Source organism: Streptomyces sp. NPDC012794 (genome assembly GCF_042901085.1).
GTDB lineage: Bacteria > Actinomycetota > Actinomycetes > Streptomycetales > Streptomycetaceae > Streptomyces.
In genome coordinates this window covers 133,336-148,280 of record NZ_JBIBCI010000010.1, presented here as the reverse complement: position 1 = coordinate 148,280, position 14,945 = coordinate 133,336, and the positions used below count along the sequence as shown (strand labels likewise).

Annotated in this window: 18 protein-coding genes and 1 pseudogene; 9 read left to right on the top strand and 10 right to left on the bottom strand. The window is 72.2% G+C overall.

The genetic code is table 11. The annotated features are described in order from the left end of the window. Positions 1-143 precede the first annotated feature (143 nt). Both ACFY7H_RS20325 and ACFY7H_RS20320 read right to left on the bottom strand, forming a co-directional pair. Positions 144-785: a DUF6230 family protein gene (locus ACFY7H_RS20325; RefSeq protein WP_388939805.1), complete on the bottom strand. Its 642-nt coding sequence runs from the start codon at positions 783-785 to the stop codon at positions 144-146. A 585-nt stretch (positions 786-1,370) separates the two neighbouring features. Then, on the bottom strand, positions 1,371-2,363 hold the full coding sequence (locus ACFY7H_RS20320) for a tetratricopeptide repeat protein (RefSeq protein ID WP_388939803.1): 993 nt from the start codon (positions 2,361-2,363) through the stop codon (positions 1,371-1,373). Between the two features lie 250 nt (positions 2,364-2,613). Here ACFY7H_RS20320 and ACFY7H_RS20315 point away from each other — a divergent pair, with 250 nt between their 5' ends. Further along, a complete protein-coding gene (locus ACFY7H_RS20315; RefSeq protein ID WP_388939801.1) occupies positions 2,614-3,252 on the top strand; it encodes a TetR/AcrR family transcriptional regulator in 639 nt (212 codons plus the stop codon). A 93-nt stretch (positions 3,253-3,345) separates the two neighbouring features. Here ACFY7H_RS20315 and ACFY7H_RS20310 read toward each other — a convergent pair whose 3' ends face one another. The 4 genes from ACFY7H_RS20310 to ACFY7H_RS20295 form a co-directional block, all read right to left on the bottom strand. Next, positions 3,346-5,046 (bottom strand): methylmalonyl-CoA mutase, encoded by a 1,701-nt coding sequence (locus ACFY7H_RS20310; RefSeq protein ID WP_388939799.1) that lies wholly within the window; start codon positions 5,044-5,046, stop codon positions 3,346-3,348. A 156-nt stretch (positions 5,047-5,202) separates the two neighbouring features. Further along, the gene (locus ACFY7H_RS20305; protein ID WP_388939797.1) at positions 5,203-5,532 is read right to left on the bottom strand and encodes a DUF3817 domain-containing protein; all 330 of its coding nucleotides are present in this window, start codon (positions 5,530-5,532) and stop codon (positions 5,203-5,205) included. A gap of 59 nt (positions 5,533-5,591) precedes the next feature. Further along, positions 5,592-6,101: a MarR family winged helix-turn-helix transcriptional regulator gene (locus ACFY7H_RS20300; RefSeq protein ID WP_388939795.1), complete on the bottom strand. Its 510-nt coding sequence runs from the start codon at positions 6,099-6,101 to the stop codon at positions 5,592-5,594. 21 nt (positions 6,102-6,122) lie between these two features. Then, entirely contained in the window at positions 6,123-7,508 is a 1,386-nt protein-coding gene (locus ACFY7H_RS20295; protein ID WP_388939793.1) for an MFS transporter, read from the bottom strand. 84 nt (positions 7,509-7,592) lie between these two features. Between ACFY7H_RS20295 and ACFY7H_RS20290 the strand changes: the two genes are divergently transcribed. Beyond that, positions 7,593-8,597, top strand: coding sequence for a DUF5937 family protein (locus ACFY7H_RS20290; protein ID WP_388939791.1), 1,005 nt, complete (start codon positions 7,593-7,595; stop codon positions 8,595-8,597). A gap of 78 nt (positions 8,598-8,675) precedes the next feature. Here ACFY7H_RS20290 and ACFY7H_RS20285 read toward each other — a convergent pair. Further along, positions 8,676-8,840, bottom strand: a pseudogene (locus tag ACFY7H_RS20285) (thiamine-binding protein); the annotation flags it as partial. Between the two features lie 99 nt (positions 8,841-8,939). Here ACFY7H_RS20285 and ACFY7H_RS20280 point away from each other — a divergent pair. Both ACFY7H_RS20280 and ACFY7H_RS20275 read left to right on the top strand, forming a co-directional pair. Next, positions 8,940-9,263, top strand: coding sequence for a hypothetical protein (locus ACFY7H_RS20280; RefSeq protein ID WP_388939789.1), 324 nt, complete (start codon positions 8,940-8,942; stop codon positions 9,261-9,263). Further along, positions 9,260-9,748 carry a hypothetical protein gene (locus ACFY7H_RS20275; protein WP_388939787.1) on the top strand — a complete coding sequence of 163 codons (489 nt, stop codon included), beginning with the start codon at positions 9,260-9,262 and terminating at the stop codon, positions 9,746-9,748. The genes ACFY7H_RS20280 and ACFY7H_RS20275 overlap by 4 nt, the downstream gene beginning before the upstream one ends. A 5-nt stretch (positions 9,749-9,753) precedes the next feature. Here the strand turns inward: ACFY7H_RS20275 and ACFY7H_RS20270 are convergent, their stop codons facing one another. Both ACFY7H_RS20270 and ACFY7H_RS20265 read right to left on the bottom strand, forming a co-directional pair. Next, on the bottom strand, positions 9,754-10,050 hold the full coding sequence (locus ACFY7H_RS20270; RefSeq protein WP_388939786.1) for an MTH1187 family thiamine-binding protein: 297 nt from the start codon (positions 10,048-10,050) through the stop codon (positions 9,754-9,756). Further along, the gene (locus ACFY7H_RS20265; protein ID WP_388939785.1) at positions 10,047-10,391 is read right to left on the bottom strand and encodes a DUF3817 domain-containing protein; all 345 of its coding nucleotides are present in this window, start codon (positions 10,389-10,391) and stop codon (positions 10,047-10,049) included. The genes ACFY7H_RS20270 and ACFY7H_RS20265 overlap by 4 nt, the downstream gene beginning before the upstream one ends. Positions 10,392-10,551: 160 nt before the next feature. Between ACFY7H_RS20265 and ACFY7H_RS20260 the strand changes: the two genes are divergently transcribed. The 5 genes from ACFY7H_RS20260 to ACFY7H_RS20240 all read left to right on the top strand — a co-directional run bounded on the left by ACFY7H_RS20260 (position 10,552) and on the right by ACFY7H_RS20240 (position 13,901). Beyond that, on the top strand, positions 10,552-11,190 hold the full coding sequence (locus ACFY7H_RS20260) for an AIM24 family protein (protein ID WP_388939783.1): 639 nt from the start codon (positions 10,552-10,554) through the stop codon (positions 11,188-11,190). Then, positions 11,190-11,840, top strand: coding sequence for an AIM24 family protein (locus ACFY7H_RS20255; RefSeq protein ID WP_388939781.1), 651 nt, complete (start codon positions 11,190-11,192; stop codon positions 11,838-11,840). Before ACFY7H_RS20260 ends, ACFY7H_RS20255 begins: the two co-directional genes overlap by 1 nt. Continuing rightward, on the top strand, positions 11,837-12,646 hold the full coding sequence (locus ACFY7H_RS20250) for an AIM24 family protein (RefSeq protein ID WP_388939780.1): 810 nt from the start codon (positions 11,837-11,839) through the stop codon (positions 12,644-12,646). Before ACFY7H_RS20255 ends, ACFY7H_RS20250 begins: the two co-directional genes overlap by 4 nt. 85 nt (positions 12,647-12,731) lie before the next feature. After that, positions 12,732-13,208: a MarR family winged helix-turn-helix transcriptional regulator gene (locus ACFY7H_RS20245; RefSeq protein ID WP_388940005.1), complete on the top strand. Its 477-nt coding sequence runs from the start codon at positions 12,732-12,734 to the stop codon at positions 13,206-13,208. A gap of 120 nt (positions 13,209-13,328) precedes the next feature. After that, a complete protein-coding gene (locus tag ACFY7H_RS20240; RefSeq protein WP_388939779.1) occupies positions 13,329-13,901 on the top strand; it encodes a PepSY domain-containing protein in 573 nt (190 codons plus the stop codon). A 78-nt stretch (positions 13,902-13,979) separates the two neighbouring features. Here ACFY7H_RS20240 and meaB read toward each other — a convergent pair whose 3' ends face one another. After that, positions 13,980-14,942, bottom strand: coding sequence for a methylmalonyl Co-A mutase-associated GTPase MeaB (gene meaB, locus ACFY7H_RS20235; RefSeq protein WP_388939777.1), 963 nt, complete (start codon positions 14,940-14,942; stop codon positions 13,980-13,982). Between the last annotated feature and the right edge of the window lie 3 nt (positions 14,943-14,945).

Genomic DNA, 14,945 nt, shown 5'->3' with positions numbered 1-14,945 from the left:
GGGGGGGGGCCGCCCGGGCGGGGGGGCCCCCCCCCCCCCCCCCCCCCCCCCGCCCGCCGCGGGGCCCGCGGGGCGCCGGGGGGGGGCGGGGCCCCCCCCCCCCCCCCCGCCCCCCCGCCCGGCCGGTCACGTCCGGGACGGGACTACTTCTCGTCCTGGTAGCACGGCTGGTTGCCGCTGAGCAGGCGCAGCTTGAGGTCGGGCAGCGTGAAGGTGCCCGCCGTCGTCGCCCACGCCTTCTGGCGGACGTTCGTCAGCGTGGCCTTCTTGGCCCGCTGCGAGAACAGCCCGGCGTCCGCCACCGTGCCGGGGACCGGCTTGGTGGTGTGGCTGCCGTCGCCCACCGCGACACCGATGTCGAGCTGATCGAACTTGGCGTCCGCGTCCAGCTCGGCGACGTCGAGGTAGATGTTCTCCGCGACGGCCGGACGGCCCTTGTTGCCCGTGCGCAGCTGCAGGGTGATGGGGCCGATCGGAGTCGGCGTCACCAGCGACTGGCACATGTTGGTGATCTCGGCACGGCTGAAGCCGGAGATCGTGACCGGGTGCTTGGTCTTCTCCTTGGAGCCGAGCTGGTGCCCCTCGGCCAGGCTGCCGTACTGGATCAGGTTGTCACCGACCAGCTGGTCGGCCGACACCTTGAAGTCCTGGCCCGAGACGCTGAAGGACGCCGCCAGGGCGCCCTGCGCCAGACCCACACCGACCGCGGCGGTGGCCGCGATGCTCGGCACCATGACGAGCGCGAAGCGCTTCCATCTGGTTCCGCCACGCACCTGAGAACTCATCTTGTTCCTCCTTCTCGGACGTACATCTCCGGTCCGGGCCGGGAGGCCCGTCCTGGGATGGGAGAAGTGCTACGTCCTCGGGAAGGAGCGCAGGCGGCCGAGCCGCGGCGCAACCGCGTCCGTACACCGGCGTTCACCCCCGAGCGACAACCACTGGGCCACGCGTTCGCGCAACCTGGAGGACAGGCTCCGCCGGTGTGGCGGAGACCCCCCTGTCCACGGCCGGTGCCACTGTCACCGGCCGGCCCGGTGGGGACCCTCCGCCGCGGTTCCGGGTGAGCGGCTCTGCGGGAAGGACCGAGCGTCGCCGATCGTGGTGCATTCCCGGCCGGGGCACAAGGGGGGTCGTTACTGGCGGGTAACGGCTGGATAACCGGAGTCTTGCCGGGTGCCGTCGTGCGGGCACGCTGGGTGTCACCCCGGGCCACGACAGAAGGGAGGAAGAGCGAACCAACCGGACACTTCACGGGGTTCGATTTACTGCGAGTAACAGCGGCCGCGATTGCCAAGATTTGGCAAAGCGCGGCCGCTGTTTATCTCCGTGTCAACAAATCGCCGGGGGCGGCGGACGCCACCGGAGTACGGCTAGAAGAGCACCCGGGCCAGCGCCGTACGGGCCGCCGAGACCCGCGGGTCGTCCGCCCCGATCACTTCGAACAGCTCCAGCAGCCGGACCCGTACGGCGTCCCGCTCGTCACCGAAGGTGACCCGTACGGTGTCCACCAGGCGCGAGAAGGCGTCCGCCACGTGCCCGCCCGCCAGGTCCAGGTCGGCCGCGGCCATCTGCGCGGCCGGGTCCTTGGGGTTCGCGGCCGCCTCGGCGCGCACCGCCTGCGGGTCCATGTGCTGCACCCGGGACAGCAGCTCGGCCTGGGCCAGGCCCAGCTTCGCCTCGGTGTTGCCCGGGTCGTCGGCCAGTACGTTCTTGTACGCCTGCACGGCGCCGCCCAGGTCGCCCGCGTCCAGCGCCACGACGGCCGCCTCCAGCAGCGCGTCGTACGGACCGGCCGGCACCTCGGCGGGAGCCGCCGGGGCGCCCTCGGCGCCGGGGTCGACCTGGAGGCCGACGAGGCCGAAGCGCTCCTCGGCGACCTGGACGAGCTGGGCGAGGGTCTCGCGGATCTGCTGTTCGGGCGCCATGCCCTGGAACAGCGGCAGCACCTGGCCGGCGACCACGGCGAAGACGGCCGGGATCCCCTGGATGCCGAACTGCTGCATCAGCATCTGGTTGGCGTCGACGTCGATCTTCGCCAGGACGAAGCGGCCGCCGGCCTCGACGGTGAGACGCTCCAGCAGCGGGCCGAGCTGCTTGCACGGCTCGCACCACTCGGCCCAGAAGTCGAGGACGACCGGGACCTCGTGGGAAAGCTGGATCACGTCACGCTCGAAGCCCGCCTCGGCTACGTCGAAGACGAGGGCGGACGCCGGTACGGCTCCGCCGGGCGCGCCGGGAGCGCCGCCGTCGGCCTGTCGGGCCGCGTCCTTGCGCGCCTGCTCGGCCTTGGCCTTGGCCTCGCCGGCCGCCTTCACAGCGGCGAGGTCGACGACGCCGCTCATGGACATGTTTCTGGGCTGCATGCGTACATCCTCCCCCCTGTGCGCGCGCCGGCGAAAAGGATCCCGAAAGATCGTCCTGCGTTGTTCGTTGAGCGTTGTTCGTGCCGCGTGGTCGGCGCCGGGTCCCCACCTGGCGCCAGTAGCTTCGCGTGGTTGTCGCTCTTACGCTACGAGCCGTAGCGTAACTCCCCCGGCGCCCGCGTGCTCCGTGATCTGAACCACACCGAAAGGCTCCCCGCCGGTTCCCCTACCGACGGGTATGGTCTCGGCCATGCGCAACCCCAGCCCCGGCGCCGGCGCCCCGCGCGGCCGCACCGGCCGCCCCCGCAGTGCGGCGGCGGACGCCGCGATCCTCGCGGCGACCCGGGACGCGCTGGTGGAGCTGGGCTGGTCGAAGCTGACGATGGGGGACGTCTCGGCCCGCGCCGGCGTCGCGAAGACCACCCTCTACCGGCGCTGGGCGGGCAAGAACGAGCTGGTCGTGGACGCGGTCGCGGAGCTCTTCGACGCACTGGAGCTCCCGGACCGGGGCTCGCTCGAAGCCGACATCGAGGACGTGGTGCTCCAGTTCGCGCGGCTGCTGCGGCGCCCGGAGGCCCGTACGGCCCTGATGGCCGTGATCGCGGAGTCCACCCGGGACGAGGCGCTGCGGGACCGGATCCGGTCGGCGATCGTGGACCGGCAGAAACGTCTCGTCGTACTGGGCCGCGACCGCGCCCAGGCCCGGGGCGAGCTTCCCCCCGAGGAGGACGTCTCCCTGGCCGCCCACACCACCGACCTGATCTTCGACGTGATCGCGGGCACGGTGGTGCACCGGGCGCTGGTGAGCTGCGAGCCGGTGGACGAACTGTGGGCGTCCGCCTTCACCGCCCTCCTGATGCACGGCCTCCAGGGCGTGGCCCGCGCCTGAGCGCGCGGGGCGGCGGATCCCCGGAAAGGGGGAGGGGAGGCCGGTCGTACCCGCCGCCTCGGCGGTGGGTACGACCGGCCTCCCCTGGAACCCCTAGAAGCCCGCGGGCTCGGTGTAGACGCCCCACTCGTCGCGCAGGACGTTGCAGATCTCGCCGAGCGTGGCCTCGGCGCGCACCGCGTCCAGCATGGCGGGGATCATGTTCGACCCGTCCCGGGCGGCGTCCAGCATCGCCTTCAGCGCGGCCGTCACCTTGGCGTCGTCGCGGCGCTCCTTGCGGGCGGCGAGGACGCGGACCTGCTCGCGCTCCACCTCGTGGCTGACCCGGAGGATCTCCAGGTCGCCGGTGACGGAGCCGTGGTGGACGTTGACGCCGACGACCCGCTTGTCGCCCTTCTCCAGCGAGCGCTGGTACTGGAAGGCCGACTCGGCGATCTCGCCGGTGAACCAGCCGTCCTCGATGCCGCGCAGGATGCCGGAGGTGATGGGGCCGATGGGGTGCCGGCCGTCGGGGTGGGCGCGCAGGCCGCGCTCCCTGATCTGCTCGAAGATCTTCTCGGCGTCGGCCTCGATGCGGTCGGTGAGCTGCTCGACGTACCAGGAACCGCCCAGCGGGTCGGCCACGTTGGCGACGCCGGTCTCCTCCATCAGCACCTGCTGCGTGCGCAGCGCGATCTCGGCGGCCTGCTCGCTGGGGAGGGCGAGGGTCTCGTCGAGGGCGTTGGTGTGCAGGGAGTTGGTGCCGCCGAGGACGGCGGCGAGGGCCTCGACGGCGGTGCGTACGACGTTGTTGTACGGCTGCTGCGCGGTGAGGGAGACACCGGCCGTCTGGGTGTGGAAGCGCAGCCACATGGCCTTGTCCGACTTCGCCCCGTAGACCTCCTTCATCCAGCGGGCCCAGATGCGGCGGGCGGCGCGGAACTTGGCGATCTCCTCGAAGAAGTCGAGGTGCGCGTCGAAGAAGAAGGAGAGGCCGGAGGCGAAGTGGTCCACGTCGAGGCCGCGGGAGAGGCCGAGTTCCACGTAGCCGAAGCCGTCTGCGAGCGTGTAGGCGAGCTCCTGCGCGGCCGTCGCCCCGGCCTCGCGGATGTGGTAGCCGGAGACGGAGAGCGGCTTGTAGGCGGGGATGCCGTTGGCGCAGTACTCCATGAGGTCGCCGATGAGGCGCAGGTGCGGCTCGGGTTCGAAGAGCCACTCCTTCTGGGCGATGTACTCCTTGAAGATGTCCGTCTGGAGCGTGCCGTTGAGCACGGCCGGGTCGACCCCCTGGCGCTCGGCGGCGACCAGGTACATGCAGAAGGCGGGCACGGCGGGGCCGCTGATGGTCATCGAGGTGGTGACGTCGCCGAGCGGGATGTCCTTGAAGAGGACCTCCATGTCGGCGGCGGAGTCTATGGCGACGCCGCAGTGGCCCACTTCTCCGAGCGAGCGCGGGTCGTCGGAGTCGCGCCCCATCAGGGTCGGCATGTCGAAGGCGACGGAGAGCCCGCCGCCGCCGGCGGCCAGGATCATCTTGTAGCGCTCGTTGGTCTGCTCGGCGTTGCCGAAGCCGGCGAACTGGCGGATGGTCCAGGTCCGGCCGCGGTAGCCCGTGGCGTGCAGACCCCGGGTGAAGGGGTACTCCCCGGGCCAGCCGATGCGCTCGAACCCCTCGTACGAGTCGCCGGGGCGGGGCCCGTAGACGGGGTCGACGTCATCTCCGGAGAGCGTCGTGAAATCGGCCTCGCGCTTGCGGGCCTTGTCGTACCGGGCCTGCCAGCGACGGCGGCCCTCCTCGATGGCGTCAGCGTCCATACCCCTGAATTTACTAGGACGTCCTAGTAAATGTCGATGGGAAACCCCGGGGAGTATCCCCGGGGGTGTCCTGCTCCATCGGCGCCCCAGGCGGGCTCAGGCCGGGCCGAGGCCCGCCCCGAGGTCCGGCCGAGGCCCCGCGGCCCAGGTCCCGGCTCAGGCCTTCGCGGTCGCCAGACCGTCGCCGACCAGCGGCTCGACCTCGGCGCGGATGCCGCGCTCGACGAAGAAGGCGGCCAGCGGGATGGTCCCCGACACCAGCACCCACAGCAGCTTGCCGAAGGGCCACTTCGCCTTGGAGCCCAGGTCGAAGGCGAAGACGAGGTAGATCATGAAGAGCACGCCGTGGACCTGCGAGACCGCGAAGGTCAGGCCGGCCCCGGTGTCGAAGCCGTACTTCGCCACCATGCAGGCACAGAGGATCAGGAGCATGACCGCGGTCACGTAGGCCATGACGCGGTAGCGGGTCAGCACGCTTCGTTTCATGCCGTCGAGCGTAACCGTCCGTTTTGCGCGATCTTGACGCGGGCCCGGCTCCGGGTGCCTCAGCTCTCCTCGAAGTCCGCGGCGGCCACCCGCAGCGGGCGCAGCAGCGCGAAGATCTCCGCGCACTCCTCCGCGTCGTACACGCCGAGGCCGAAGTCGATCGCCATCAGGTCCTTGGTCGCCGCCTCGACGACCTCCCGGCCCTTGGCCGTGATCGACGCGAGCGTGCCGCGGCCGTCTTGCGGATTCGGGCGCTTGTCCACCAGGCCGGACCTCACCAGCCGGTCCACGGTGTTCGTCACCGAGGTCGGGTGGACCATCAGGCGCTCGCCGATCTTCGACATCGGCAGCTCGCCCGCCTGGGAGAAGGTCAGCAGCACGAGCGCCTCGTACCGGGCGAAGGTCAGCCCGTAGGGCTTCACCACCGCGTCCACCTCGGCGAGCAGGATCTGGTGCGCGCGCATGATGGAGGTGATCGCCGCCATGGACGGCACGGGCCCCCAGCGCTGCCGCCAGAGTTCGTCGGCGCGGGCGATGGGGTCGAAGGGAAGGCTGAGCGGCTTGGGCACCCACCAGACCCTACCGGGCGGTCATTTGACCGCGAGTCCCGTCTCATCCCTCGGCCGCCGGAGCCCGGCGAGGAGGGCCACGACGACCGCCGTGCCGAGCAGCCCGGCGCCGGCGACCACCACGGGCGCCGGGAAGAACTCGGCGGCGGCCCCGGCGAGGGCCATGCCGACGCCCTGGAAGGTCATCAGCCCGGTGCTGAGCAGGGTCATCGCCCGTCCGCGCAGCTCGTCGGGTACGGCGTCCGCGTACATCCGGTCGAGCCCGAGGGTGTAGGCGTGCGCCAGCCCTGCCACCAGCAGCACCACGAGGACCACCACCGGGCCGGGGCGGAGGGCGAACAGCAGCAGCGGGAGCAGGGCGGCCGCGGCCAGCGGCGCCGTGATCCGCGAACGCGTTCGGGCGGTGAGCGCCGACCCGGCCCAGAGTTCACCCGCGACGGCGCCGACGGGCAGCGCGCACATCAGCACCCCGAGGGTGACGGTCCCGGCCCCGATGTCCTCGGCGTACGGGGCGAGCAGCGCCTCCGGTACGACGGCGAAGGCGGGCGGCAGCCAGCACAGCAGGGTGAGCGTGCGCAGCCGGCGCTCCCCGAGGACGGCGCGCAGCCCGCCGAGCGGGGATTCCCGTACCCCGGCGGAACCGCCGGCGGCGCGGGCGGGCCGGGCCCGGGTGCCCAGGCGCAGCAGCAGCGCGGAGGCCAGGAACCCGGTGGCGGTCAGCGCGAGCGCGGTGCGCGGGGACGCGGCGGCCAGCAGCAGGCCGCCGAGGCCGAAGCCCACGAGCTGCGCGCTCTGCGCGACCATGCGCAGCAGCGAGCGGCCGAGTACGAAGGCCTCGCCGGTCCCGACGATGTCCGCCAGGGAGGCGCTGCGGGCACCCTGGAAGAGGGGCGCGACGAAGGCCATGGCGCAGCGGAGTACGAGGATCCCCGCGACGGGCGTCCCCGGCCAGACCATGGCCGCCGCGCAGCCGGCGCAGAGCAGGTCGCAGCCGACGAGCACCCGGCGGGCGGGGTACCGGTCGGCGAGCGGGGCGAGGAGGGTGCCGCCGAGGGCGTGGGGGAGGAAGCCGAGGGCGAAGGTGAGCGCACTCATGAGGGGCGAGCCGGTGGCGCGGTAGACGAGGACGGTGAGGGAGATCTCGGCGATGACGACGCCGAGGAGCGAGAGCAGGTGCGCGGCGAACACGGCACGGAACTCGCGGACGCGGAACACGGGCCGGTAGCCGGTGGCGGCCCCAACGGTGGCGGCCGGCGCGGTGACGGCCCCGGCGGCCGGTGCCGTGGCCGCCGGTGCCGTGGCCGCCGGGCGGGGCGGCGGGGCGGTTTCCCCGGCGGCGGGCGCCGGGACGGCCGGGGGTGCGCCCCGGCCGGCGGCGGGGACCGGGGCTTCGTTGTCGGTCGGCATGCTCCGCAGCCTCCCGGGACTACGCTGGCGGGCCGAGAGATTCGGTCCGGCCCGAATCCGAGGCCGGCCGGGAGGCAGCACCGCATGGCGTTCCACTTCCGCTTCGGACCGGCCGACCTGCTCCGGTGCCGATTCGCGATCTCCCCGCGCTGGGAGACGCAGGAGGCCGTGCGGGTCCTGCTGCGGCCGCAGCGGCAGGCGTACCACCTGCCCTGGCTGAGCGGGATCCGGTCCGCCGCGGCCGGTCTGGACCTGCGGCCGCTGTGGCTGCTGATGCCGCGCGCGGGGCACAACCCGGACCTGCTCAGCCCTCCCCCGGCCGGGCCGTCCGTCACCTTCGAGGAGGAGCTGGACCGGGTGCGGGCGGCGGCCGGTGACCCGGACGCCGCGCGCGAGGACCTGCGCAGGGCCCTGGTGTGCACCCCGGGGGCGGCGGAGAGCGACATCGGGCGCCGGATGCTGGCGGACCCGGCGCGGGCGGTGCGGGAGCTGGCCGATCTGTACGAGCGGGCCTGGGAGGTGCTGATCGCCCCGCACTGGCCCCGGCTGCGGGCCCTGCTGGAGGCCGATGTCCTGTTCCACTCGCGCCGGCTGGCGGCGGGCGGGCTCCAGGCCCTGTTCGACGGGCTCCACTCGGACCTGCGGTGGTCCGGGCAGGACCAGACCCTGGTCCTCGAGCGGCCGTCCCGCCACGACCGGGAGCTGGGCGGGCAGGGACTGCTGCTCATGCCCAGCGCCTTCGTCTGGCCGGAGGCGGTCGGCGGCTACGACCCCCCGTGGCAGCCGACGCTGGTGTATCCGGCCCGTGGCATCGGCGCGCTGTGGGCGGCGGCGGCCGGTCCGGCTCCGCGCGCCCTGGCGGGGCTGCTGGGGCGGACCCGGGCGGAGGTGCTCTGCGCCCTGCGGGAGCCCGCCTCGACCACGGCCCTCGCGCACCGGCTGGGCCTGGCCCCCTCGACGGTGTCGGCGCACCTGAAGGCCCTGCGGGCGGCGGGGCTGCTGCTGCCGTGCCGTCAGGGCCATCAGGTCCTGTACGAGCGCACCCCGCTGGGGATCGCCCTGATCTCGGGCGGCGCCCCCGCGGTCTGACCCCGGCCGGCCGGAGCGCGCGGAGCGCCCCTCGCCGGGCGGCGGGGCGCTGTTCGCGCAGGGTGTCGCGGCGGCGGTTCAGCCCCCGGCGAGGTGACGTTCCACCGTCTCGACCTTCGAGGTGATGCCGTCGGTGACGCCGGGCCGGATGTCGGCCTTGAGGATGAAGGAGACCCGGGGTGCCCGCGCCTCCACGGCGGCCACGGCGCGGCGCACCACGTTCATGACCTCGTCACAGTCGCCGCAAGGCGTTCACCCGCGAGTACACGGCCGTGGCCCAGGGCGGCCGGCCCAGGGGTGAGCCGGGCTTGGCAGGGCGTAATACGCGTCATACACTGCCTTGTGGCCAAGACCAGGATCAGCATCAGCCTTGAGCAGGAGCAGGCCGAACGCATCCGGTGGCATGCCGAGCGTGCCGGTCTGGACGTCTCGGCGTACCTCGTACACGCCGCGACGCGGCAGATGGCGGAGACCGAGACCATAGAGGCGCAGTTCGCGGACGTGGATGCCTTGATCGCGGCGGCTGAGGCCGAGGCCGCGGGCGCACCGCCGGAGGACGCGGGCAGCGGGGCACTGACGGAGCAGGAGCGGCGGGAGGTCGAAGCAGCCCTGGATCTCGTCTACGGGGCGGATCGATCCGGTGCGCGTACCGGAAAGGCCGCGTGAGCGTGGGAAGAGTCCCCGTCTACGACACCGGGATGCTCATCGCTCTTGCCGACCGCAAGGCCAAGGCCGTCCACCTGCACGAAGCCCTGAAGGAGACCCCGCATCGGGCCCTTGTCCTTGGGCCGGTGCTGGCTCAGGTGTGGCGTCCCCACCCGGCGCTGGTCCATGCGCTGGCCGCGGCACTCAGAGACTGTTCCGTGCCACAGGCGCGGACTTCGGCCCCGCCGATGCGTGAGACCAAGGCGGGCCGTCCGGAGTGCATCGCCTGCGCCACGGGCTTCGACCTCAAGGACTGGCGCCGAATCGGTACCGCCCTCGGGGAGGCCGGACTCCCCCCGAAGAAGCGGCCGGACGCGGTGGACGCCAGCGTGGCCCTGGCCGCCGCGAAGCACGGCAGCGCGGTGATCTTCACCAGCGACCCGGAGGACATCGCGGCGTATCTGTCGGTACTCAATCCGCCCGATGTCCACGTCCAGGTCGTGTGAGCGCCTCAGCCCCCGGCGAGGTGACGTTCCACCGTCTCGACCTTCGAGGTGATGCCGTCGGTGACGCCGGGCCGGACGTCGGCCTTGAGGATGAAGGAGACCCGGGGTGCCCGCGCCTCCACGGCGGCCACGGCGCGGCGCACCACGTCCATGACCTCGTCCCACTCGCCCTCGACGGTGGTGAACATGGCGTCGGTGCGGTTGGGCAGCCCCGATTCGCGCACGACGCGGACCGCTTCGGCCACGTACGAGCCGACCTCTTCACCGACCCCCAGCGGGGTCACCGAGAACGCGACGATCACGCGTCCGCCGCCTGGCGCGCGCGGGCCGCGATGACGCCGTCGGCCTCGTCGCGCTTGAGCAGCTTGTCGCCGTACAGGCCGCCGAAGGGCAGCAGGGCGAGCACGAAGAACAGGGCGACCTTCTTGACCGGCCACTTCGCCTTGTGCCAGACGTCCAGCAGGAAGATCGCGTAGATCACGAAGAGGATGCCGTGCAGGATGCCCAGCGGCATCATCAGGTAGTCGATGTCCGATACCCGGCTCAGCAGCGAGCCGAAGATCAGCAGAGCCGGGAACGACAGCGCCTCCGGGACGGAGATGAGGCGCAGCCGGTGCAGGGCGGAAGCGGTCTTGATGTCCACGTGGAACCTTCGGGGCCGGGTACCTGGGGTCGGTCCAGTGTCTCAGCCGCTCCGCGCGATCTTTCGGCGGGGCCCGGGATCGGCCGAAGCCCGGCGATTGTGGCGGATATCGTCCTCGGGGCCCTGTTCGCCCCCGCCCGGTGCCGATACCTTCGTCCCCGTGGCTCAGTTCAGACTCCAAGGCAGCAAGGTGCTCGCCGTCGACCTGACCGGTGACGCCGTGAAAGCGAAGAACGGCGCCATGGTCGCGTACGACGGTCAGATGGCCTTCAAGAAGATGACCGGCGGCGGCGAAGGCCTCCGCGGAATGGTGACCCGCCGGCTGACCGGCGAACAGATGACCGTGATGGAGGTGCAGGGGCACGGCACCTGCTACTTCGCCGACCGCGCGAGCGAGATCAACCTCGTCAGCCTGCGCGGCGAGAAGCTCTACGTCGAGTCCAGCAACCTGCTGTGCACCGACGCGGGGCTGCGCACCGGCACGACCTTCACCGGTCTGCGCGGCGCCAGCACGGGCAACGGCCTCTTCACGACGACCGTCGAGGGCTCCGGCCAGGCGGCGATCATGTCCGACGGACCGGCGGTGGTGCTGCGCGTCAGCGCCCAGTACCCGCTCTCGGTCGACCCGGGGGCGTACATCGCGCACACCGGCAACCTCCAGCAGTCCTTCCAGTCCGGGGTGAACTTCCGCACCCTGATCGGCGAGGGCTCCGGCGAGGCGTTCCAGATCCGCTTCGAGGGCGAGGGCCTGGTGTACGTCCAGCCCAGCGAGCGCAACACCGTCGGGGGTGACATCTGATGCCGTTCCGCGAGATCAACTCGAAGATGGTCGAGGCACAGGTGGTTCCCGGCCAGAAGATGTACAGCCAGCGCGGCGCGATGCTCGCCTACCGGGGCGAGGTCTCCTTCACGCCGAGCATCACCGGCGGCCAGGGCGGCGTCATGGGCATGATCGGGCGCCGGGTGGCGAACGAGCAGACCCCGCTGATGACGGTCGAGGGCAGCGGCACCGTGATGTTCGGCCACGGCGGCCACCACATCCAGGTGATCAACCTCTCCGGCGAGACCCTCTACGTCGAGGCCGACCGGCTGCTCGCCTTCGACGGCACGCTCCAGCAGGGCACCATGTTCATGGGCTCGCAGGGCGGCGTCATGGGGATGGTGCGCGGCCAGGTGACCGGCCAGGGCCTGTTCACCACCACCCTGAAGGGCCACGGCGCGGTCGCCGTGATGGCCCACGGCGGAGTCATCGAGCTCCCCATCACCCCGAACCGGCCGGTCCACGTCGACCCCCAGGCGTACGTGGCCCACCATGGGGACGTCAGGAACAAGCTCTCCACCGCGCTCGGCTGGCGGGACATGGTGGGGCGCGGCTCGGGCGAGGCGTTCCAGCTGGAGCTGTCCGGCCAGGGAGCCGTGTTCGTACAGGCCTCGGAGGAGAAGCTGTGAACTTTGGCCCCGTGAACCCGGGCCCCGGCGGCCCGACGGTGTTCGATCCGCACAGCCTGCCGTCCGACGACAACGTGAACGCGTACACCTTCTGCGTGGAGCTCAAGGGGAGCCAGTGGTTCCTGCAGAAGGGCAAGATGATCGCCTACTACGGGCGCATCGAGTTCAACGGCATCGGCAGCGGCCGCTTCGACCGGCTGCTGCGCACCAGCTTCCATTCGCCGCTGCACGCCAGTGACTGGGTGGTGGCCGAGGGCCAGGGCAAGATGCTGCTGGCCGACCGCGCCTTCGACGTGAACTCGTACGACCTGGACAACGGCAACCTGACCATCCGGTCGGGAAACCTGCTGGCGTACGAGCCCTCGCTGGCCCTCAAGCAGTCGATCGTCCCGGGTTTCCTGACGCTGATCGGAACCGGGAAGTTCGTGGCGGCGTCCAACGGTCCGGTGGTGTTCATGGAGCCGCCGCTGCGCGTGGACCCGCAGGCGCTGGTGGGCTGGGCCGACTGTCCCTCGCCCTGCCACCACTACGACCACGGCTACATGTCGGGCGTGATGGGCGGACTCCGCTCGCTGACCGGGATCGGCGGCACCTCGGGCGAGGAGCACCAGTTCGAGTTCGTCGGGGCGGGCACGGTGCTGCTGCAGTCGACGGAGCTGCTGATGGCGGAGCAGTCGGTCGGCGCGGTGGGTGCCGGGGCGGCCACGGGCAACGCCCAGGGCGTTCCTGGGGCCGGCCAGAGCCCGCTGGGGGTGCCGCGGATGCCGGGCCAGCTGGGTGATCTCCAGCGGCGGTTCGGGCTGTGATGCCCCTGGGGCCGCGCCACCCGAGCCGATCTTCCTATTTTTGTACGTAATTCAACTTCTTAGGTAGAGTTCTTTCATGGAGACGATGGAGACCGAGACTGCCACCCGCTGGCTCACCGACGCCGAACAGTGCGCCTGGCGCACCCACCTGGACGTCAGCAAACTGCTGATGCACCAGCTGGAAAAGGATCTCCAGCCCTTCGGACTCACCATCAACGACTACGAGATCCTCGTGAACCTCTCGGAGTCGGAAGGCCTGCGGATGCGCATGAGCGACCTGGCCACCGCCACGCTCCAGTCCAAGAGCCGGCTCTCCCACCAGATCACCCGCATGGAGACCGCGGGCCTGGTCCGCCGGGTGAACTGCGAGTCCGACCGCCGCGGCCTGTACGCGGTCCTCACGGACGAGGGCATGGAGACCATGCGCAAGGTCGCCCCGCACCACGTGGCGTCCGTACGGGAGCACTTCATCGACCTGCTGCCGCCGGAGGCCCTGCAGGCGCTGCGGGATTCGCTGCGCCCCGTCGCGGAGCACCTGCGCGGCAACCGCGGCAAGATCTGAGCGCCGCCCGCCCGGCGTGCCGCGCCGGGCGGGCGACCGCACAATGGACGGGAACGCTCACTGCCGGCCCGCCCGCCCGCAGGGCAACCGCAGGCGCCACGGCCGGCCTGAGGAGGTCACATGAAGCGCACCCTGTACGTTTCCGCGGCCGCGTCCGTCGTCCTGATGGTGGCGGGCCCGGCGAGCGCCGCGACGGCCGCCGTAGCCGCCGAGACGTCGCAAGCCGTCCCGGCGTCCGCCCTGGCCCGGGTGGACGCGACCGCCGAGAAGGCCGCCGAGGCTGCGCTGAAGGCGCATCCGGGCGTCGTCGAGTCGATCGACCGCGACGACGACGTCTGGCAGATCGACGTGATCGGCAAGGACGGCAGCCACACCGACGTCGAGGTGAACGTCGCCAGCGGCGCCGTCACCGACGAGGAGAGCACCGCCGCGAAGGACCGCGACGAGGAGGACCGGGCCAAGGACGGCGTTCTGCTCGCCGCGAAGGTCACCGCCCAGGAGGCCATGAAGACGGCCCTCGCGGCACATCCGGGCCAGGCCTGGTCCGTGAACTGGGACGACGACGATGACGACGGGCGCGCCCCCTACTGGGACGTCGAGGTCAAGACGTCCGGGGACATGACCCAGAACGTCCACGTCGACAGCATGACCGGGAAGGTCATCTCCGCCAAGCAGAACGGCGAGGACCACTGACCCGGCGGAACGGACGCACCGGACGGGGGCGCCGCGGCCCGCGGCGCCCCCGTCCCCGTCCCCGCCGTCGCGGGCCGGTCAGCCCTCGGTCAGGCTCTCCAGCAGCGCGTCCGCGGCCGCGTACGGGTCCAGCTCGCCGGCCGCCACCCGGGCCGCCAGCGCGTCCAGGTGCGCGTCACCGCGCAGGTCGGCCAGGCGCCCGCGCAGTGCGGTGATCGCGATGGTCTCCACCTCCCGCGCCGCCCGCGCCGCCCGGCGCTCGGCCAGCACCCCGCGCTCGTCCATCCACGCCCGGTGCTTCTCCAGCGCCTCGACCAGCTCGTCGATGCCCTGACCGCGCGCCGCGACCGTCTTGACGATCGGCGGCCGCCAGTCGCCGGGACCCCGGGTCTCCCCCAGGCCCAGCATGTGGTTCAGCTCCCGGGCGGTGGCGTCCGCGCCGTCCCGGTCGGCCTTGTTCACCACGTACACGTCGCCGATCTCCAGGATCCCCGCCTTCGCGGCCTGGATCCCGTCGCCCATGCCCGGAGCCAGCAGCACCACCGAGGTGTCGGCCTGCGAGGCGATCTCCACCTCGGACTGACCGACGCCGACCGTCTCGACCAGGATCACGTCGCAGCCGGCCGCGTCCAGCACCCGGATCGCCTGCGGCGCCGCCCAGGCGAGACCGCCCAGGTGGCCCCGCGTGGCCATGGAGCGGATGTAGACCCCCGGGTCGGAGGCGTGGTCCGACATCCGGACCCGGTCGCCGAGCAGCGCCCCGCCCGAGAAGGGCGAGGACGGGTCGACCGCGAGCACGCCGACCCGCTTGCCGGCGCCGCGGTAGGCCGAGACCAGGGCCGAGGTCGAGGTCGACTTGCCGACACCCGGGGAACCGGTCAGCCCGACCACGTACGCGCCGCCCGTCAGCGGTGCCAGGGCGGCCATCACCTCGCGCAGTTGCGGGGACGCCCCCTCGACCAGTGAGATCAGCCGGGCCACGGCCCGCGGCCGGCCCTCGCGGGCCTGTGCCACCAGCGTGGGGACGTCCACCGTCGCCATACG

Bases quoted from the DNA above. Each gene is read 5' to 3' on its own strand.
- ACFY7H_RS20290 (WP_388939791.1), top strand. From the start codon at position 7,593: ATGGCGTTCCACTTCCGCTTCGGACCGGCCGACCTGCTCCGGTGCCGA.
- ACFY7H_RS20245 (WP_388940005.1), top strand. From the start codon at position 12,732: ATGGAGACCGAGACTGCCACCCGCTGGCTCACCGACGCCGAACAGTGC.
- ACFY7H_RS20315 (WP_388939801.1), top strand. From the start codon at position 2,614: ATGCGCAACCCCAGCCCCGGCGCCGGCGCCCCGCGCGGCCGCACCGGC.
- ACFY7H_RS20325 (WP_388939805.1), bottom strand. From the start codon at position 785: ATGAGTTCTCAGGTGCGTGGCGGAACCAGATGGAAGCGCTTCGCGCTC.
- ACFY7H_RS20240 (WP_388939779.1), top strand. From the start codon at position 13,329: ATGAAGCGCACCCTGTACGTTTCCGCGGCCGCGTCCGTCGTCCTGATG.
- ACFY7H_RS20320 (WP_388939803.1), bottom strand. From the start codon at position 2,363: ATGCAGCCCAGAAACATGTCCATGAGCGGCGTCGTCGACCTCGCCGCT.
- meaB (WP_388939777.1), bottom strand. From the start codon at position 14,942: ATGGCGACGGTGGACGTCCCCACGCTGGTGGCACAGGCCCGCGAGGGC.
- ACFY7H_RS20295 (WP_388939793.1), bottom strand. From the start codon at position 7,508: ATGCCGACCGACAACGAAGCCCCGGTCCCCGCCGCCGGCCGGGGCGCA.
- ACFY7H_RS20255 (WP_388939781.1), top strand. From the start codon at position 11,190: ATGCCGTTCCGCGAGATCAACTCGAAGATGGTCGAGGCACAGGTGGTT.
- ACFY7H_RS20310 (WP_388939799.1), bottom strand. From the start codon at position 5,046: ATGGACGCTGACGCCATCGAGGAGGGCCGCCGTCGCTGGCAGGCCCGG.
- ACFY7H_RS20305 (WP_388939797.1), bottom strand. From the start codon at position 5,532: ATGAAACGAAGCGTGCTGACCCGCTACCGCGTCATGGCCTACGTGACC.